Annotated in this window: 17 protein-coding genes; 5 read left to right on the top strand and 12 right to left on the bottom strand. The window is 60.7% G+C overall.

Features of this window, described 5'->3' with window-relative positions; translation table 11 throughout:
• Positions 1-67: 67 nt before the first annotated feature.
• The 7 genes from recJ to YH63_RS18015 all read right to left on the bottom strand — a co-directional run bounded on the left by recJ (position 68) and on the right by YH63_RS18015 (position 7,274).
• Positions 68-1,909: a single-stranded-DNA-specific exonuclease RecJ gene (recJ, locus tag YH63_RS18045; RefSeq protein ID WP_046826409.1), complete on the bottom strand. Its 1,842-nt coding sequence runs from the start codon at positions 1,907-1,909 to the stop codon at positions 68-70.
• Between the two features lie 57 nt (positions 1,910-1,966).
• The gene (locus YH63_RS18040) at positions 1,967-2,677 is read right to left on the bottom strand and encodes a haloacid dehalogenase type II (RefSeq protein WP_046826410.1); all 711 of its coding nucleotides are present in this window, start codon (positions 2,675-2,677) and stop codon (positions 1,967-1,969) included.
• 8 nt (positions 2,678-2,685) lie between these two features.
• Positions 2,686-3,135 (bottom strand): GNAT family N-acetyltransferase, encoded by a 450-nt coding sequence (locus tag YH63_RS18035; RefSeq protein ID WP_046826411.1) that lies wholly within the window; start codon positions 3,133-3,135, stop codon positions 2,686-2,688.
• Positions 3,136-3,149: 14 nt separating this feature from the next.
• Positions 3,150-4,148: a class II fructose-bisphosphatase gene (gene glpX / locus YH63_RS18030; protein ID WP_046826412.1), complete on the bottom strand. Its 999-nt coding sequence runs from the start codon at positions 4,146-4,148 to the stop codon at positions 3,150-3,152.
• Between the two features lie 53 nt (positions 4,149-4,201).
• Complete coding sequence (locus YH63_RS18025) at positions 4,202-5,524, bottom strand: homoserine dehydrogenase (protein WP_046826413.1); 1,323 nt, start codon at positions 5,522-5,524, stop codon at positions 4,202-4,204.
• Positions 5,525-5,548: 24 nt separating this feature from the next.
• Positions 5,549-6,766, bottom strand: coding sequence for an LL-diaminopimelate aminotransferase (locus YH63_RS18020; RefSeq protein ID WP_024919170.1), 1,218 nt, complete (start codon positions 6,764-6,766; stop codon positions 5,549-5,551).
• A 220-nt stretch (positions 6,767-6,986) separates the two neighbouring features.
• Positions 6,987-7,274, bottom strand: coding sequence for a hypothetical protein (locus YH63_RS18015; RefSeq protein ID WP_052753791.1), 288 nt, complete (start codon positions 7,272-7,274; stop codon positions 6,987-6,989).
• A 282-nt stretch (positions 7,275-7,556) separates the two neighbouring features.
• Here YH63_RS18015 and YH63_RS18010 point away from each other — a divergent pair, with 282 nt between their 5' ends.
• Both YH63_RS18010 and YH63_RS18005 read left to right on the top strand, forming a co-directional pair.
• Positions 7,557-9,374: a PHA/PHB synthase family protein gene (locus tag YH63_RS18010; RefSeq protein ID WP_046826415.1), complete on the top strand. Its 1,818-nt coding sequence runs from the start codon at positions 7,557-7,559 to the stop codon at positions 9,372-9,374.
• Positions 9,375-9,530: 156 nt separating this feature from the next.
• Positions 9,531-9,929: an MAPEG family protein gene (locus tag YH63_RS18005; protein WP_046826416.1), complete on the top strand. Its 399-nt coding sequence runs from the start codon at positions 9,531-9,533 to the stop codon at positions 9,927-9,929.
• 80 nt (positions 9,930-10,009) lie between these two features.
• Here the strand turns inward: YH63_RS18005 and argC are convergent, their stop codons facing one another.
• The 4 genes from argC to YH63_RS17985 all read right to left on the bottom strand — a co-directional run bounded on the left by argC (position 10,010) and on the right by YH63_RS17985 (position 13,646).
• The gene (argC, locus tag YH63_RS18000) at positions 10,010-11,068 is read right to left on the bottom strand and encodes an N-acetyl-gamma-glutamyl-phosphate reductase (RefSeq protein ID WP_046826417.1); all 1,059 of its coding nucleotides are present in this window, start codon (positions 11,066-11,068) and stop codon (positions 10,010-10,012) included.
• Complete coding sequence (locus YH63_RS17995; protein ID WP_046829418.1) at positions 11,065-11,751, bottom strand: FMN-binding negative transcriptional regulator; 687 nt, start codon at positions 11,749-11,751, stop codon at positions 11,065-11,067. The genes argC and YH63_RS17995 overlap by 4 nt, the downstream gene beginning before the upstream one ends.
• A gap of 227 nt (positions 11,752-11,978) precedes the next feature.
• The gene (locus YH63_RS17990; RefSeq protein ID WP_046826418.1) at positions 11,979-12,968 is read right to left on the bottom strand and encodes an MBL fold metallo-hydrolase; all 990 of its coding nucleotides are present in this window, start codon (positions 12,966-12,968) and stop codon (positions 11,979-11,981) included.
• 159 nt (positions 12,969-13,127) lie between these two features.
• Positions 13,128-13,646, bottom strand: a complete 519-nt coding sequence (locus YH63_RS17985; protein ID WP_046826419.1) for a DedA family protein — start codon at positions 13,644-13,646, stop codon at positions 13,128-13,130.
• Positions 13,647-13,819: 173 nt separating this feature from the next.
• Between YH63_RS17985 and parE the strand changes: the two genes are divergently transcribed.
• The 3 genes from parE to YH63_RS17970 are packed head-to-tail and all read left to right on the top strand — an operon-like array spanning position 13,820 to position 16,940.
• Positions 13,820-15,871: a DNA topoisomerase IV subunit B gene (gene parE, locus YH63_RS17980; RefSeq protein ID WP_046826420.1), complete on the top strand. Its 2,052-nt coding sequence runs from the start codon at positions 13,820-13,822 to the stop codon at positions 15,869-15,871.
• A 49-nt stretch (positions 15,872-15,920) separates the two neighbouring features.
• Entirely contained in the window at positions 15,921-16,109 is a 189-nt protein-coding gene (locus tag YH63_RS17975) for a hypothetical protein (RefSeq protein WP_046826421.1), read from the top strand.
• Between the two features lie 60 nt (positions 16,110-16,169).
• Positions 16,170-16,940, top strand: coding sequence for an SDR family NAD(P)-dependent oxidoreductase (locus tag YH63_RS17970; RefSeq protein ID WP_046829419.1), 771 nt, complete (start codon positions 16,170-16,172; stop codon positions 16,938-16,940).
• Here the strand turns inward: YH63_RS17970 and YH63_RS17965 are convergent, their stop codons facing one another.
• Complete coding sequence (locus YH63_RS17965) at positions 16,941-18,185, bottom strand: FAD-dependent oxidoreductase (protein ID WP_046826422.1); 1,245 nt, start codon at positions 18,183-18,185, stop codon at positions 16,941-16,943.

Here is an 18,185-nt window from a genome sequence, read left to right as displayed (position 1 = left end):
AGATTGTGCGCATGTCCCATCACCGAGATCGTCATCCAGAGGTGCGTTGCGCGCTCAGGAATGAGGCCTAGCGAATAACGCTAGGCCCCAGATCAGGCACGGCCACATCCGTCACACGCATCTGCACGCGCTCGGAGCCCTGCCAGCGATCGACCGTGAGCGATCCCGCGACATGCAACATCTGTCCGCGATTTTCGATCAGCGCATTGCCGAGTTTCTGACCGATCGAACGGAACGCGATGCCATTGACGAAAGAACCGTCGCCGGACTTGAATCGCAGACGCAGATGCGCCTGTCCCACTTCATCCGCGAAAACCAGTTGGTGTGACGGCAACGCGATCAGCGGTTCGGGATTGCCTGCGCCATACGGTCCGGCGCGGTTCATGGTGTTGACGAAATCAGTGGTCACCGCGCGCGCGCTGACGGCACCGTCGATGAACAGCTCATTCGCATGCCGCGCGTCGGCAACGGTCGCGGCCAGCGCTGTTTCGACAAACGCCCGAAACTCCGCGAGGTTCTCCTTCTTCAGCGTCACGCCCGCGGCCATCGCATGCCCGCCGCCCTTCAGCAGAATTCCTTCATTCACCGCCTCGCGCACCACCTTGCCAAGATCGACGCCCGGAATGGAGCGGCCCGAGCCTGTGCCGATGCCGCCGGGTTCCAGCGCAATGGCAAAAGCTGGTCGCGAAAACTTCTCCTTGAGCCGTGACGCCACAAGACCGACCACGCCCGGGTGCCAGCCCTCGGAAGCCGTAACGATCACAGAGCCCTTGTCGTCGAGTCCGAGCGACGCCAGCGCTTCCGCCTCGGCCTGCGCTTCCGCCATCTGCTCGATCACGCGGCGCTCAGTGTTGAGACGATCCAGTTCAGCAGCGATCCGGGCAGCTTCCGAGATATCGCCTTCGAGCAGCAATCGCACGCCCAGGTCGGCGCGTCCGATACGGCCGCCCGCATTGATGCGTGGACCCAGCATGAATCCGAGATGCCAAGCCTCAGGCGGGCCGCTGAGCCGGGAGACATCCATCAACGCGGTGTGGCCGACGTGATCCCGGCGTCGCAGCGCGATCAATCCCTTGGCGACGAAAGCGCGATTGAGTCCGGTCAGAGAAGCGACGTCGGCGACGGTGCCGAGTGCGACATGGTGGAGCGCATCAAGCAGATTTGGTTCGGGCCGCACATCGCTCCAGAAATTACGGGCGCGCAACTCGCGGTTCACAGCCACCAGCGTAACGAACACAAGACCGACAGCGGCGAGATGCCCAAGGCCCGATAGATCGTCGAGCCGGTTCGGATTGACCAGCGCATCCACCACGGGAAGTTCATCACCGCACTGGTGATGATCGATCACGACCACGTCCATGCCGAGGCGCTTGGCTTCCGCAAGCGGCTCGATGCTTGTGGTGCCGCAATCGACCGTGACCAGCAGCGTCGCGCCCTTGTTGGCAAGCCCTCGCACCGCTTCGACATTGGGGCCGTAGCCTTCGAAGATGCGGTCGGGAATATGGATCAGCGGATCGAGCCCGCAATGACGCAAATGCCAGGTCAGCAGCGCCGCCGAGGTCGCACCGTCCACGTCATAGTCACCGAAGATCGCAACCTTCTCGCCGCGCGCCGCCGCATCGGCAATGCGTTTCGCAGCGGCTTCCATTTCCGTCACCGTCAAAGGGTCGGGCATCAGTTTACGAATGGTCGGATCGAGGAAATCATCGACGGCATCGATGTCAATGCCACGGCCAGCAATGATCCGCGCCAGCATTTCGGGCACCTGATAACGCTGCGCGATGGCAAGCGCCCTCGCCGCGCCGCGCGGATCCAGCCGGTCGCGCCACACGCGGCCGGTCGCGGACCGGGTCACGCCAAGGAAGGCCGGGACCGACTCAGCAGGCAATGCGGATGCAGGGAGCGTCATGATGCCTTCCGCAGGTAAGCACGAAGCGTCAACGTTCAATGATTCGCCGCGACGAGCTTAGCAGCCGAGCTTGTCGGCGAGGTCGTTGAAATCCTTGACGACGAAATCCCAGTTTCCCTCGGCCTTGAAATCACGGTTCTGAAACGGACCATACTCCGTGATGCGCGGCACAAAAGCCGTCTTCAGGCCGAGCGCCTGCGCCGCCGCCAGATCGTTATTGTGAGCGGCGACCATCATCACCTGCGCCGGCGCAAGACCGAGAATCTTCGCTGCGCCCAGATAGGCTTCGGGATCAGGCTTGTAATGGCGGAAAATCTCGGCGCTCAGCACCAGATCCCACGGCAGGCCGGCATGCTTCGCCATGTTGGTCAGAAGCGCGACGTTGCCGTTGGACAGCGGACTGATGATGAACTTTGTCTTCAGCCGTGTCAGGCCGCTGACACTGTCCGGCCAGGGATTGAGGCTGTGCCAGCCTCGGGTGAGATAATCGAAATCGGCCGGCGTCAGACCGGTGATGCCGAGTTTTGCGGTGAGCGGCTCGATCGACTGCCGCTGCAGGTCGTCGAGGATCACGAAGCCCCGCTCCGGATGTTTGCGAACCTCGTCCATCGACGGCATATACGCGCCACGCCACCCATCGACCAGCGCGGTCCAGTCGCCCTTGATGCCCTTCGCCTTGCCCCATGCGATGAAATTATCGATCAGGCTGGTTCGCCAATCGACCACGGTCCCGAAGACATCGAACACCAGCGCCTTGATCTCGGACATCGAACTCCTCAGAGAATCTTGCGGTATTGCATGAAGCCCGACCGATCGGCGACTTCGTCATACAGAATCTGTGCGCGCGCGTTTTCGAACTGCGTCAGCCAGTGCACCCTGCTCGCACCGGCGGCCTTGGCCTTCTCATAGACGGCCTCGATCAGCTTGCGGCCCACGCCATGCCCGCGCGCACCTGCGTTCACGAACAGATCCTGCAGATAGCAATAGTTGCCGACCGTCCAGCATGAGCGGTGGTAAAGGAAATGGACAATACCGGTCAGCTTTTCATCGACGAATGCACCGAGCACGTACATCGGCTCCGCATCGTCGTGAAAGCGCTGCCACGTCACGGCAGTCGTCTCAGCCGGAACGGTGGCTTTGTAGAACTTGAGATAGCCGGCCCACAAAGGCTCCCACGCTTCGCGCTCATCCACGCGAAGAGGCCGGATGACAACGCGGTCAGTCATGGATTATGCCCTGCTCAATCGAGGTGGAATTTCTCGAACTGGCGATGTTCGCCCTTGATGATGCGAACGGTGCCGGTGACCGAGCGCATCACGACGGTCTCGGTTTCGATGACGTTCTTGCGGAATTTGACGCCGGACAGCAGCGAGCCGTCAGTCACACCGGTCGCCGCGAACAGGCAATCGCCGCGCGCCATGTCCTCGATGCCGTAGATCATCTTGGGGTCGGTCACACCCATCTTCAGAGCGCGCTCGCGCTTCTCGTCAGTATCGAGAATGAGACGACACTGCATTTGGCCGCCGATGCAGCGCAGCGCGGCCGCAGCCAGCACGCCTTCCGGCGCGCCACCGGTGCCCATGTAGATGTCGACGCCGGTGTTGTCCGGGTCTGCGGTATGGATCACGCCCGCAACGTCGCCGTCGGTGATCAGGCGCACAGCCGCGCCTGTGCTGCGGATCGCGTTGATGATGTCAGCGTGGCGCGGACGATCAAGCACAAGCGCCGTGATCGCTGACGGATGCACGTCCTTGGCGCGTGCAAGGCGACGAATGTTTTCGGCAGGCGATGCATCCAGTTCCACAACATGCTTCGGGTAGCCGGGACCGATGGCGATCTTCTGCATATAGACGTCCGGGGCATTCAGCAGCGTGCCGCCTTCCGCCATCGCCATGGTCGCAATCGCGCCCGGCATGTTCTTGGCGCACAGCGTGGTGCCTTCGAGCGGATCGACCGCGATATCGACTTCCGGACCGGCATCCGAGCCGACCTTTTCACCGATGAACAGCATCGGCGCTTCGTCGCGTTCGCCTTCGCCGATCACGACGGTGCCCTGAATTGGAATCTTGTTGAGCTCGCGCCGCATGGCGTCCACCGCCGCCTGGTCGGCGGCTTTCTCGTTGCCGTGGCCCCGGAGGCGCGCAGCGGATACGGCGGCACGCTCAGTCACGCGCACGATTTCGAGTGTGAGAATGCGTTCCAGCAGAAGCTGCGGCGGAACGGAAATCGTAACGGACATAGGCTAACTCCCAAGACAACAACGTGGCGACGGACCCGGCTGACCGGACCCTATCAGTTCTTTTCGATGCGGATGACCTGCGGACGGCCGGTTATCACCCGATCTTGCTGGACGGCATGCAGGGCACGGCGCACCGCATCCTCAGTGGTGGCGTAGGTAATGAGGATGACAGGCACCGGCGATGGTTTGCCGCGCGTATTTGTCGGTTCGACTGTGCCATCAGGATGACGCTGCACGATCGATTCAATGGAAATTTTCTGCTCGGCGAGACGCGTCGCGATGGTCGCAGCCGTTCCAGCAAGGTCGCGCGCCATCAGGCGAATATAGTAGCCGCCTTCATGACGCTTCATCGGCGCCTTGGTTGTGGTTTTCAGCTTCGCAGTCGGCCGTCCGAACGGCGCAGCACGAATACCACGTGCGACATCCGCGATGTCGGCGAGCACCGCCGAAGCGGTCGCGGCACCGCCAGCGCCGGGACCGACCAGCGTGATCGGCGGAAATCCCTCGCCGTCGATGGTGACCGCATTGGTCACGTCCATAACCTGCGCAATCGAGGATGACTTCGGCACCATGGTCGGATGCACGCGCTGTTCGATACCGGACTCGGTCCGCACCGCGACGCCAAGCAGTTTGACGCGATAGCCAAGTTCCTCGGCTGCGCGCAAATCTTCCGGCGCAATCGATGAAATGCCTTCGACGTAAACCGCGCTCTGATTGACTTTGGTGCCGAACGCAAGGCTCGCGAGAATGGCGAGCTTCTGCGCGGTGTCATGTCCATCGACGTCGAAAGACGGATTGGCCTCGGCATAGCCGAGCCGCTGCGCATCCTTGAGGCATTCCGCGAACGACAATCCCTCGCGCTCCATCCGGGTCAGGATGTAGTTGCAGGTGCCGTTGAGAATGCCGTAGACGCGATGAATGTCGGTGCCGGCGAGACCTTCGCGCAGCGTCTTGATGACGGGGATCGCTGCCCCCACCGCCGCTTCGTAGTTCAGTGCACCGCCGTGTTTTTCGGCCAGCGCAGCCAAGCGAGAACCGTGCTTGGCGATCAGCGCCTTGTTCGCGGTGACCACCGATTTGCCGTTCCGCAGAGCCGCTTCGATCGCCGACAACGCCGGTTCACCGGAACCGCCCATCAGTTCGACGAAGCAGTCGATCTTCGGATCGTTGGCGAGCGCCAGCGGGTTCTTCGCCCACTCGAGGCCGCGCAGATTGAGCCCGCGCTTCTTGGCTTTTGAACGCGCTGACACTGCGACAACCCGGACGCCACGGCCACACCGCGCCGACAAGACCCTGCTCTGACTTTCGATCAGGCGGACTACCTCGGCACCCACGGTGCCGAGGCCCGCGATACCCACCTTGAGTGGTGCGACCATTGTGCTGAAAACCTGCCGGAAAAATTACCGCCGATTGGCGAGCGGAACCACGTTGTGCAACGATTCAACGCCAGTTTCAAGGAAGCGCCGGATATTGCGGGCGGCCTGGCGAATGCGCTGCTCGTTTTCCACCATCGCGATGCGGACATAGCCCTCGCCATGCTCGCCGAAGGCGACGCCGGGCGACACAACGACACCGGATTTTTCCACCATGAGTGTGGCGAACTGCATGCTGCCGACTTCGCGAAACTTCTCCGGCAACGGCGCCCAGGCGAACATTGACGCAGCCGGCGGCGGAATATCCCAGCCCGCGCGGCCAAAGGTTTCCACCAGCACGTCGCGGCGCTTGCGGTAGGTGTCACGCATTTCCTTGATGCAATCCTGCGGACCATTCAGCGCAGCCGTGGCTGCGACCTGAACCGGTGTGAACGCACCGTAGTCGAGGTATGATTTGACGCGGGTCAGCGCAGCGATGATCCGCTCATTGCCCACCGCAAAGCCCATGCGCCAGCCGGCCATCGAGAACGTCTTCGACATCGACGTGAATTCGACCGTGACATCGATTGCACCCGGCACCTGCAAAACGGATGGCGGCGGCACGCCGTCGAAATAAAGCTCCGCATAGGCCAGATCGGACAGAATGAATATCTCGTGCTTCTTCGCGAACGCGACGAGGTCCTTGTAGAAATCAAGTGAGGCGACATAAGCCGTCGGGTTCGACGGATAACACGCGATCATCGCAATCGGCTTGGGGATCGAGTGGATGATCGCCTTCTCGAGCGCGCTGAACAGTTCTGGAGTCGGCTCGGCAGGAACAGAGCGAACCACACCGCCCGCCATCAGGAAGCCGAAGGCGTGGATCGGATAGCTTGGGTTCGGCACCAGCACCACGTCACCGGGCGACGTGATCGCCTGCGCAACGTTGGCGAAGCCTTCCTTGGAACCGAGTGTCGCAACGACCTGGGTTTCCGGATTGAGTTTCACGCCGAAACGGCGCTCGTAATAGGCAGCCTGCGCACGACGCAGGCCTGTAATACCCTTCGATGCCGAATACCGGTCGGTCCGCGGCTTGCCGAGTGTCTCTTTAAGCTTTTCGATCACATGCGGCGGTGTCGGCAGGTCCGGATTTCCCATCCCGAGATCGATGATGTCGGCCCCGGCGTTCCGCGCGGCCGCCTTGGCCCGATTGACTTGCTCGAACACGTAAGGCGGCAGACGGCGGATACGGTAAAACTCTTCCATGGGTCGGGCTCCGAAGGCCGGTAAAACCGGCGGTAACAGACGAGATCAGTAACGTGTTTTGCACCGAAGTGGAATTCGGCACGGTGGTTAGAAGGTGCGGAATTTCAGCATATTACGCGGATTCGGACGCAATGCGGGAGGACCCGCACCAGAATTTGCATTTTTGCGATTGAATCGTGGTCTTTTTAGCACCACCGGGGGTTGCGGCGAAGCGTAAATCTCAGTTGGTGCGGCGCTGGGCGGCCTTTGCGCCGGAGGCCTGCCGATCGCGGGCCGCGAGCAAATCCTTCTCCAGCTTGTCCTGCTGGGCCTGATCCAGCACCGTTTCCTGACGGGGCGCCGGCAGGTCATGGACGGACAGATACTCTGCCGGGGTTGCAGGCCGCGCTGGCGTATTTGCAGGCAGCCCGACCAAGGGTGCGTCAGCGATCGTGGACGCGCAACCGCCGAGCGCAAGGCCAAGCAGCAGCAAGCCGGCCCAAGCCGGCGACTGCCGAACCCGCTGCATTTGGCGTCGCACGGAAATATTTACGTCCTCTGGTTTCGATCGGCACGATTCCTGCTCTGTGGATGGGCAGGCGATGCGAACTTATCATCGGCGGAGAGCGTTAACCCCGGATAATCATTGCCGCTGAGCAGACAGTGTTCATGAGGCTCTAATGTGACCGAAGTATTAATCATGCCGCAACGCAGCACATGCAAATCAGCAAGCCGATCCGAACTATGCCATGATGATCGTGCGAACTCACAAGGTTCGTGGCTGATCGAAACGAAAGTTCAGAAGTAAGCGATGAGTGACACCCTGCTAAGCACCAAGACCGGCGAGAACGGCTCCACGAAAAGCTTCGATCCGGAGGCGTTCTCGGCAAATCTTGCGCGCGCACTTGAATCAAGCGGTCGCGCCCTCTCCGCCTATCTGAAGCCGCGTGAAAACGGTGAGGAAAAGGGCCGGCCACCCGGCGAACTCAACGAAGTGGTGAAGACGTTTACGTCGGTCGCCGAGTACTGGCTTTCCGACAAGGATCGTGCCGCCGACGTGCAGATGAAGTTCGGCAAGGCCTATCTGGACTTGCTGACCAGCGCCGCGCGCCGTCTGTCGGGCGAGGCAACGACACCCGCGGCCGAACCGTCGCCGCGCGACAAGCGTTTCCATGATCCTGAATGGAAGACCAATCAGTTTTTTGATTTCATGATGCAGGCCTATCTGCTCACCACGCAGTGCGCGAACGACCTCGTCAAGAATGCCGACGGCCTCGATCCGCATACCCGCAAGAAAGCGGAGTTCTACGTTCAGCAGGTCACCAACGCGATTTCGCCGTCCAACTTCGTGCTGACCAATCCGGAAGTTCTTCGGCAAACGCTGGCAAGCAATGCCGATAACCTTGTCCGCGGCATGACGATGCTTGCGGAAGACATCGAGGCCGGACACGGCACGCTCAAGATCCGTCAGTCCGCAGGCAACCTCGAAGTCGGTCGCGATGTCGCGCTGACACCGGGCAAGGTCATCTACCAGAACGAGATCATGCAGCTCATTCAATATTCGCCGGCGACGGAAACCGTCCTGCGCACGCCATTGCTGGTCGTGCCGCCGTGGATCAACAAGTTCTACATTCTCGATCTCAACAGGCAGAAGTCATTCGTCCAGTGGTGCGTCAATCAGGGCATCACGGTGTTCCTGATCTCATGGGTCAACCCCGACAAGACGCTCGGCGGCAAGACCTTCGAAGATTACATGCGCGAAGGCCCGCTGACGGCGATGGACGTCATCGAAAAGGCCACGGGCGAGATGCGCGTCCACACCATAGGCTACTGCGTGGGCGGCACGCTGCTGGCGACGACGCTGGCGTGGCTCGCGGAAAAGCGCCAGGTCCGTGTGACCTCGGCGACGTTCCTCGCTGCACAGGTCGATTTCACCCATGCCGGCGATCTGCTCGTGTTTGTCGACGAGAGCCAGATTTCGAATCTCGAACGCGACATGAAACAAACCGGCGTGCTCGAAGGCAGCAAGATGGCGATGGCCTTCAACATGCTGCGTTCAAACGACCTGATCTGGTCGTACGTCGTCAGCAATTATCTCAAGGGCAAGGAGCCGGCGGCATTCGACCTGCTGCACTGGAATTCGGACGCCACCCGCATGCCGGCGGCAAACCATTCCTATTACCTGCGCAACTGCTATCTCGAGAACCGGCTGTCCACTGGCACCATGGCCATCGACAACACCCAACTCGATCTCTCCAAGGTGAAAGTGCCGATCTACAATCTCGCCACCAAGGAAGATCACATCGCGCCAGCGGAATCCGTGCTCTATGGCTCGCAGTTCTTCGGCGGTCCGGTCAAATATGTGCTGGCCGGATCGGGCCACATTGCAGGCGTGGTCAATCCGCCGGAGCTGGAAAAGTACCAGTACTGGACCAATGACCGCATCGGCGACGTCACACTCGCCGACTGGGTCAAGGATGCGCAGGAGCACAAGGGGTCGTGGTGGCCTGACTGGCGCTCATGGGTCGAGTCGATCGACGCCGAACAGGTGCCCGCGCGCATCCCCGGCTCCGGGCCCTTGGAAGCGCTCGAAGACGCGCCGGGAAGCTATGTCCGGGTCCGCGCCTGAGAATAACACCTGCCTCGACATTGGCCTCGCACCGCCAATCGTCTATGACTTCTCACGTTATTTGCTTCGTCGACTCGCCCCGTACCATGACGGGACGGTGAAGGCATTTCCACCCGCCTCCGGGCAGGCCTTGCAAGATTGGAAGGAAAAACGTCGATGACACGTGAACTGTTCTGGCTGACGCTGACCGTTATTTTCACAGGCCTGCTCTGGGTGCCCTACATTCTCAATCGCTGCCAGGTGCGCGGCCTTAGCGGCACCCTGGCGAACCCGTCGCGCAACGACAAGCCACAGGCCGAATGGGCCAACCGCCTGATGTTCGCCCATGACAACGCCGTCGAAAATCTTGTGATCTTCGCGCCGCTGGTCCTGATCCTCAATGCGGTCGACTATTCGACCAAATGGACCGTGCTTGCCTGCGCCGTGTACTTCTGGTCGCGCGTTGCGCATCTCATTGTCTACACGTTCGGCGTTCCCGTGCTGCGCACCCTCGCCTTCACCGTCGGATTCATCGCGCAGGCCGTTCTCGCGCTGGCGATTTTCAAGATCCTCTGATCGCGCGACATCGCCGGTCAAACAAAAGGGACGGCTGATCGCCGTCCCTTTTTTCTTTCGTATGTCCGCTATGCGATGTCTTACGGAAACATCGGTGGCTGATCGACGCCCGCCGTCTCCGGAAACCCAAGCACCAGATTCATGTTCTGCACTGCCTGGCCCGAGGCGCCTTTGGTAAGATTGTCGAGCGTCGAGACGATGATTGCCCGCCCCGCGATGCGATCCGCGGCCACGCCGATGAACGTCATGTTCGAGCCGCGCACATGCCGCGAGTGCGGTGTCTTGCCGAACGGCAGGACGTGAACGAACGGCTCCTTCTCGTATTGCTTGACCAGAATCTCGTGAAGGTCCTGCGCGATCTTGCCCCGCCGGCCCCGCACATAGATGGTCGAGAAGATGCCGCGATTCATCGGGAGAAGATGCGGGGTGAACGATACGACGACATCCTTGCCGGCGGCCTTCGAGAACTCCTGATCGAGTTCGGCCATATGCCGATGCTGGCCGACACCATAGGCATTGAAGCCTTCGGAGACTTCCGAGAACAGCATCTCCTCCTTCGCCGAGCGTCCTGCACCGGTCATGCCTGACTTGGCGTCGATGACGATTTCGTCCGGCTCGATCGCCTTGGCTTTCAACAGCGGAATCAGCGGCAACTGTGCGCAGGTGGTGTAGCAGCCAGGATTGGCGACCAGCCGCGCCTTCTTGATGTCACGCCGATAGATTTCCGCCAGCCCATAGACGGCTTCCTTCTGTAGTTCCAGCGCGTGATGCTCGTGTCCGTACCACTTGGCGTAGGCCGCCGGATCTTCCAGCCGGAAGTCCGCCGACAGGTCGACAATCTTGACGTCAGGGGCCTTGGCGAAAACGTCCTTCAACACCTTCTGCGTGGTGGCGTGCGGCAGTGCGCAGAACACCAGATCGAGCCCGGCGTTGGCCCAATCGACCTCGTCGATCGTCACCAGCCGTGGGAGATCGTAAGGAGCAAATTGCGGGAACACGTCGCCCATCATCTGCCCGGCACGCCGGTCGGCCGTCAGCACGGCGATCTCCACTCGGGGATGGCGCAGCAACAGCCGGACGAGCTCCGCCCCGGTGTAGCCCGAAGCGCCGAGGATACCGATCTTCTTCTTCGTGCTCATGGCGCGATCCTTTCGTGCACAGTGCTCAACATTTCATTTTCTTTAATGGCAGCAAAAGCCTGCGGGCGCGCGGCGCGCATCGCAGCCGACAGTGTTTGTGCGCCCGCCGACTTCTGTAAGGCCAAAGCGCCGGTCACCGCAACATGGTCCGCATCCGATTTGTGCTGGTTCAGCTTGAAGCTGCCCTCAATCTCCTCGACGGTCATGACCAATCCCACGATCGCTTTCATCATCGCCTCGCGACGGCCGCTAGACATCTTGTCCATCGTCCAGGGCCGCTTCGGCGCAAGGTCGCTTTCGAACCGGGCACTGGCCTGGTTCAGATGATCAGGCAGTTGTTGTCCTGTCATCACCCGAACCGGACCCGTCATGTGAACCGTCTGATAGAGCCACGTCGGCACCTGATCGGGCGAAACGTACCAATCGGGTGACACATAGGCGTCCGCATCGCTCACGGCGAACAGCCACGGCGTCACGCCGTCGGCGTGGCCGACAAGCGGATTGTGACGAGCAAGATGAAAGCAAAGCAGCGGCGTGCCATCGCTCCCATATTCAATGTGGAACGGCACCGGCGACGCGACCGGCTTTTTGCCGTCGTGGGCGCAGGCGAGCCCAAAACCGCGCGCGGCAGCAAACGCGAGGCAAGCAGTTCGATCAACTCGGGAGGCGGGCGGAACGTACATTGCAAACTCCTGCTTCAGCGAGGAGCCGCCTGAGATCAAACCGCGTGTTTTGGGAGTGGAAGCATGCCGCGGACTGTCTCCGGCGGCACGAAAGGTGATCTTAAACGCGATCAACCGCCCATACCGCGGGAATGCGGCGACGGCGGGCAGCGATGATGATTGCATTCAAAATCATGGGCGCGGATATAAGTCCGCGCCCAATTTCCGTCAAGTCGTGATCCGTCAGCTTAGATGGACGAATTCCAGGGGGCCGGCACCCAGCGATAACCCGAGCCGTCCTTCTCGATGTTGGCGAGGCCGGGGAACGGGTAATGGAAGCCCTGCACGCGCATCCTGTCGGCGGCGATCATGTCGTAAACCTTGCGCCGGGTTTTCTCGGCCTGTGCAGGGTCCTGATCGAACATCAGGTGCCAGCCGGGATTGCGGACGAACAGGTCGGGATCATTGGTTACATCCGACTGGATGAAGACCTTGTCCGCGCCGGACGACAGGACAAACGACGTGTGGCCGGGGGTGTGGCCGATGGATTCGACGGTCAGCAAACCGGGAGCAACATCCTTGCCCCACTCATAGGGCGTCACCTTCTTCTTCAGCCCGGCTTCGAAAACGCGGCGGTTGTTCTTAAACAGACCTTCCATGCGACCGGCAGGAGCGCGGCTCATCTCGCCATCGTCCATCCAGTACTTCCACTCCGCGGCAGGCACCAGAACCTCCGCGTTCGGGAACGCAAGCTGATTGTCTGCGGTAAGCAGGCCGTTCACGTGATCGCCGTGGAAGTGCGAGATCACCACCATGTCGATCGACTTGGGATCGATCCCGGCCGCCGCCATGTTGGACGAAAACTGACCGACCGCACCTTTGCTCGATGCAAAAGCGCCGGGTCCGTTGCCGGTATCGATGACCACAAGCTTGCCACCGGTGTTGATCACGAGCGGTCCGAACTGGATTGTCATCTTGTCGCGCGGGCGGAAAGCTTTCTCGAGCGCAGCATTGACCTCGTCCTTCTTGGCGTTGAGAACAAACGTCTCGCCGAGCGGAAACGTGTTGGCGCCATCCGAGATCACGGTGACCTCAGCGTCGCCGACCTTATATCGATAGAAGCTGGCGTTCTGCTTGCCCGCAACGGGTGCTGCAGCCTTCGCGGGATGAGCAGATAACAGCGGAGCCGCAGTGAGAGCTGCAGCGCCAGTCAGCGCATGACGTCGTGTCAAATCCATCTTGTTTCTCCCCGTAAATGAGATCGTTTGAAAACACCGCGCCGTTTGTGACGCCTTCTTGCAAATCATTCGCAGCACGAACGCGCGCATGACCGCGCGTCACTGTAACACCACTTCGCGACAGCTATTCCCGATCACAAATAGTTTGAAATGGCCCGGTCACATGAGCAGTTTGACGCCGAGCATGCCTGGCGCCATCAACAGGCCAGCCCACAGGAACGCGGAGGCGAAGTTCGCGAACTGGAAGTGCCAGTACTCCATTTCGACAATGCCCGCGACGAGCGGCACGGTCGCGCGCAACGGCCCGGAAAAGCGGCCGATGAAAATGCCGAGCACGCCCCACTTTTGCATGAACCGTTCAGCGCGCGGCAGCATGTCGGGAAAACTCGACATCGGCCACATGTGAGCTATTCGGTCGTGAAACCTGACCCCTATCCAGTAGGAGACCCAGTCCCCCATCGCCGCACCGAGCCCGCCCGCAATCCACACCGGCCAGAAGCTGATGCCGCTAACGCCGATCAGTGCGCCGATCGATACCAGTGCGCCCCACGCCGGAATGACCAGCGAAAGAAATGCGAGAGATTCCGCGAACGCGAGCGCGAACACGACGGGCACGGCCCACATCTGATGGTCGCGGACAAATTCGGCGATCCCGCGAGTCATTTCCTCGAACGTCATGCAATGTCCCAATCCCGGCTTTTATCGAATCTGCCGGTTCCCCTTAATTCCAAGTACCACGACTGGAACTGCCTTGTTCGGGAACCGCCTGCGTCACATTTACCGCCCTAACCATGGCATAGTAACAGCCAGCGATTCGTCCCCTGATCACGATCTATCAAGATTTAAGAGATATGCGGAAGCCTTTGAAAAAGAAAGATAAAACAGACGTCGATCTGTTCGCCTCATCGGACCGGAAGCCCCGTGCGGCCGCAAAAGCCACCGCCAAGCCATCAGGCGCGGAGGCTGGCTATACCGCGCGCGACATCGAGGTGCTCGAGGGTCTGGAGCCGGTGCGCCGTCGCCCCGGCATGTATATCGGTGGCACCGACGAGAAGGCGCTGCATCACCTGTTCGCGGAAGTCATCGACAACTCGATGGACGAGGCGCTGGCCGGTCACGCGACTTTCATCGAGGTGCATCTCGGAGCCGACGGGTATCTGACCGTCGTCGATAACGGCCGCGGCATTCCGGTCGATCCGCATCCGAAATTTCCAAAGAAGTCCGCTCTCGAAATCATCATGTGCACGCTGCATGCGGGCGGCAAGTTCGACTCCAAGGTCTACGAGACCTCGGGCGGTCTGCATGGCGTCGGCGTATCGGTCGTGAACGCCCTCTCCTCGCAGCTCGTGGTCGAAGTCGCGCGCAATCAGCAGCTCTACAGGATGACCTTCGAGCGCGGCAAGCCGAAGGGCAAGCTCGAAGAACTCGGCAAGATCAACAATCGCCGCGGCACCAGCATCCGATTCAAGCCCGATACCGAAATTTTCGGCGTGAAGGCCGTGTTCAAACCGCAGCGCCTGTTCAAGATGGCGCGCTCGAAAGCCTATCTGTTCGGCGGCGTTGAAATCCGCTGGCGCTGCGACAAGGAATTGCTCAAGGGCGTCGATGACGTGCCGGCGGAAGACACATTCCATTTCCCCGGCGGCCTGAAGGACTATCTCGCCGCAGCAATCCACGCCGACACGCTGGTGCATCCGGATATTTTCTCCGGCAAGTCAGGCCGCAACGGCGCACACGGCGCTTGCGAATGGGCGGTCGCATGGACTGCGGACGCCGATGGCTTCCTGTCGTCCTACACCAACACGGTTCCGACGCCGGATGGCGGCACGCACGAAGCAGGTTTCCGCAGCGCGCTGCTGCGCGGCTTGAAGGATTACGCAGAGCGGATCGGTCAGGGCAAGAAGGGCTCGTCCATCACGTCTGAAGACGTAATGGTTGGCGCAGCCGCCATGCTCTCGGTGTTCGTGCGCGAACCGGAATTTCAGGGCCAGACCAAGGATCGTCTGGCAACCGCTGAAGCCCAGAAGATTGTCGAACAGGCCATCAAGGACCCGTTCGATCACTGGCTGACCGGCAATCCCCTGCAGGCCAACAAGCTGCTGGAATTTGTGGTGGAGCGCGCCGACGAGCGACTGCGCCGTCGCGCCGAGAAAGAGACCTCGCGCAAGACCGCTGTGAAAAAACTGCGGCTGCCAGGCAAGCTGGCCGACTGCACCAACAGCGCCACCGAGGGCTCCGAACTCTTTATCGTCGAAGGTGACTCCGCAGGCGGCAGCGCCAAGCAGGCGCGCGACCGCAAGACGCAGGCGATCCTGCCACTGCGCGGAAAGATCCTCAACGTCGCTTCGGCAACCAAGGACAAGCTGACCTCGAACGCGCAGTTGGCCGATCTCATTCAGGCCATCGGCGCCGGCATCGGCGCACAGTATCGCGAAGAGGATTTGCGCTACTCACGCATCATCATCATGACGGACGCGGACGTGGACGGCGCGCACATCGCCTCGCTGCTGATCACGTTCTTCTACCGGCAGATGCCGCGCCTGATCGACGAAGGACATCTCTATCTCGCCGTGCCCCCGCTCTATCGTCTGACGCACGGCTCCAAGACGGTCTACGCCCGCGACGAGGCGCATCGCGATGAGCTCCTGAAAAGGGAATTCCACGCCAACGCCAAAGTCGATATCGGCCGCTTCAAAGGCCTCGGCGAGATGATGCCGGCGCAATTGAAGGAAACCACAATGGACCCGACGAAGCGCTCCATGCTGCGTGTGGTGCTGCTGCCGGACGACCGCGAAGGCACCGCGGATTCCGTCGAGCGCCTGATGGGCACCAAGGCCGAAGCACGCTTCGCCTTCATTTCCGACAAGGCGGAGTTCGCCAGCGAGGATCTGCTGGACGTGTAAACCGCCATGCGCGGATGAAACCAATTCAGGAACGAGGCGTAGTGTTCATATGCGAACACTCTTCCTCACCATCGGCGCATTCGCGATAGCCATCGGTCTACTCTGGATCGGTCAGGGCACGGGCTATGTGAACTGGCCGCAATCCAGCTTTATGATCAGCCAGATCCAATGGGCGTACTACGGTGCTGCACTGAGCCTCGTCGGATTGCTCATGGTGGCGTTCGCGCGGGGCCGCTAGGCGATATGGCCTCGATATGATTTGATCTCCGCGAGCGGCGAAGACCGCAACGGAGGCAACATGCAAACAACGCTCTTCGATCTCACCGGCAAGGTCGCCATCGTCACCGGCGGTAATGGTGGTATCGGCCTGGGCATGGCTCGCGGTCTGGCCCGCGCAGGCGCAAGCATCGTCATTGCCGGGCGCAACAAGGCAAAGTCCGAAGACGCTGTTCGTGACATCGAAACGCTTGGCGCAAAGGCGCTGGCGGTCACGGTCGATGTGACAGACAAAGCCTCCGTCGCAGACTTGGTCGAGGTCACGTTGAAGCAGCTGGGCCGGCTCGACATCCTCATCAACAATGCTGGAATGAGCGTCCGCCATCCCGCTCACACACTCAGTCTCGACGACTGGCACACCGTGATCGATACAAATCTCACGAGTGCCTTTATCTGCTCAAAAGCGGCCTATCCGGCGATGAAGGATGCCGGTGGCGGCAAGATCATCAACATCGGTTCGATGATGTCGATTTTCGGTGCGAGCTTCGCGCCCGCCTATGCCGCGAGCAAGGGCGGCATCGTGCAGTTCACCAAGTCAATCGCATTGTCGTGGGCGGCCGACAACATTCAGGCCAATGCGATCCTGCCCGGCTGGATCGACACCGCCCTCACCCGAACCGCGCGCGAGCAGATTCCGGGGCTCAACGAGAATGTGCTGAACCGCACACCCGCAAAACGCTGGGGCAACATCGATGATCTCGCGGGCGCCGCGGTATTTCTCGCGTCGTCCGCGTCCGATTTCGTCACCGGCACTGCGATCCCGGTGGATGGCGGCTATTCCACACAAGGATGATCATGTCTTCTCGACAGAGCGGACGTGTTCCGGCCGAACGCCGATGCCGAGCAGACGGGCCGTGAGGCCCTGGAGCCACGGCAGTGCATTGATCACGCGGACGGCGAACGGTGGCTTTAGATCTTCACCGGACAGTGCGCGATTGATGATGCGATCCTGAACAACGGTTTGCATGACCTGCGTCACCTGCGTCGGAAACAGGCGACGTTGCTGAACGTCTTCGAGGTCGTCCAGCGATGGCTCCCCGGCCCCAAATTTGTCGAACAGGATGTTTGCGGCCGCGACCGCATCCTGAACCGCAAGATTGACGCCAACGCCCCCAACCGGAGACATCGCATGCGCTGCGTCGCCAATGCAAAGCAGGCCGGGCAACGCCCATTGCGTCAGCCGATCAATCCGAACTGTGAGCAGCTTGACGTCATCCCAGCTTTTTACGTCGCCGATGTGATCGCGCAAGATCGGCACCAGCGATGCGACATTCTCGCGAAACGCATCAAGCCCGCGCGCCTTGATGTCGTCGATCTTGCCTTTGGCGATCACATAGGCGCACTGCCAGTAGTCATCACGATCGATGGTCACCATCATCTGCCCGCGCTGCAGGCGCGCGAATATGCCGTCGCTGTCGGCCTTCTGCTTTCCGACGCGAAACCAGAGCACGTCTATCGGCGCGCCGATATCTTCGCTCTTGAGGCCCGCCTGCTCCCGCAGAATCGAATGACGGCCATCGCAAGCCACCGTGAGGTCTGCCGTAACGTGAAGCGGCCCTTGCTGCGTGGCAGCAACGACGCCGGTTATCCGCTCGCTGTCCCTGACCAGCTCGGTTGCTTCGGTGGACTTCATGATCTGAAGACTCGGAAAACGTGCCCCCTTCGTTTCGAGAAAGTTCAGGAAATCCCATTGCGGCATGAGCGCAATGAACGGACACTGGGTTTTTAGTCGCGACAGGTCAGCAATCCGGATCGGCGTCGCGCCGAACACGCCTTGCATCTGCGTCAATTTCTGATGCGGAATTTTCAGGAAGTCGTCCAGAAGACCCAGCTCCTGCATCACCTGCATGGTCGAGGGATGAACCGTGTCGCCACGAAAATCGCGGAAAAAATCTGCGTGCTTTTCCAGAACGATGGTTCTGATCCCGGAGCGGCCAAGCAGATAGCCAAGCATCATGCCCGCAGGCCCGCCGCCTACAATGCAACATTGCACCGAGAGGGATCGCCCGGCAGATTCGCTCGAACTCTCGAAGGACAT

This window comes from Afipia massiliensis (assembly GCF_001006325.2).
In the GTDB taxonomy this organism is placed as follows: domain Bacteria; phylum Pseudomonadota; class Alphaproteobacteria; order Rhizobiales; family Xanthobacteraceae; genus Afipia; species Afipia massiliensis_A.
This window is presented reverse-complemented; position numbering and strand designations above follow the sequence as displayed.

Coding starts and splice junctions, on each gene's coding strand:
- recJ (WP_046826409.1), bottom strand. CDS start 1,909: ATGACGCTCCCTGCATCCGCATTGCCTGCTGAGTCGGTCCCGGCCTTC.
- YH63_RS18040 (WP_046826410.1), bottom strand. CDS start 2,677: ATGTCCGAGATCAAGGCGCTGGTGTTCGATGTCTTCGGGACCGTGGTC.
- YH63_RS18035 (WP_046826411.1), bottom strand. CDS start 3,135: ATGACTGACCGCGTTGTCATCCGGCCTCTTCGCGTGGATGAGCGCGAA.
- glpX (WP_046826412.1), bottom strand. CDS start 4,148: ATGTCCGTTACGATTTCCGTTCCGCCGCAGCTTCTGCTGGAACGCATT.
- YH63_RS18025 (WP_046826413.1), bottom strand. CDS start 5,524: ATGGTCGCACCACTCAAGGTGGGTATCGCGGGCCTCGGCACCGTGGGT.
- YH63_RS18020 (WP_024919170.1), bottom strand. CDS start 6,766: ATGGAAGAGTTTTACCGTATCCGCCGTCTGCCGCCTTACGTGTTCGAG.
- YH63_RS18015 (WP_052753791.1), bottom strand. CDS start 7,274: ATGCAGCGGGTTCGGCAGTCGCCGGCTTGGGCCGGCTTGCTGCTGCTT.
- YH63_RS18010 (WP_046826415.1), top strand. CDS start 7,557: ATGAGTGACACCCTGCTAAGCACCAAGACCGGCGAGAACGGCTCCACG.
- YH63_RS18005 (WP_046826416.1), top strand. CDS start 9,531: ATGACACGTGAACTGTTCTGGCTGACGCTGACCGTTATTTTCACAGGC.
- argC (WP_046826417.1), bottom strand. CDS start 11,068: ATGAGCACGAAGAAGAAGATCGGTATCCTCGGCGCTTCGGGCTACACC.
- YH63_RS17995 (WP_046829418.1), bottom strand. CDS start 11,751: ATGTACGTTCCGCCCGCCTCCCGAGTTGATCGAACTGCTTGCCTCGCG.
- YH63_RS17990 (WP_046826418.1), bottom strand. CDS start 12,968: ATGGATTTGACACGACGTCATGCGCTGACTGGCGCTGCAGCTCTCACT.
- YH63_RS17985 (WP_046826419.1), bottom strand. CDS start 13,646: ATGACGTTCGAGGAAATGACTCGCGGGATCGCCGAATTTGTCCGCGAC.
- parE (WP_046826420.1), top strand. CDS start 13,820: ATGCGGAAGCCTTTGAAAAAGAAAGATAAAACAGACGTCGATCTGTTC.
- YH63_RS17975 (WP_046826421.1), top strand. CDS start 15,921: ATGCGAACACTCTTCCTCACCATCGGCGCATTCGCGATAGCCATCGGT.
- YH63_RS17970 (WP_046829419.1), top strand. CDS start 16,170: ATGCAAACAACGCTCTTCGATCTCACCGGCAAGGTCGCCATCGTCACC.
- YH63_RS17965 (WP_046826422.1), bottom strand. CDS start 18,185: ATGTCCTTCGAGAGTTCGAGCGAATCTGCCGGGCGATCCCTCTCGGTG.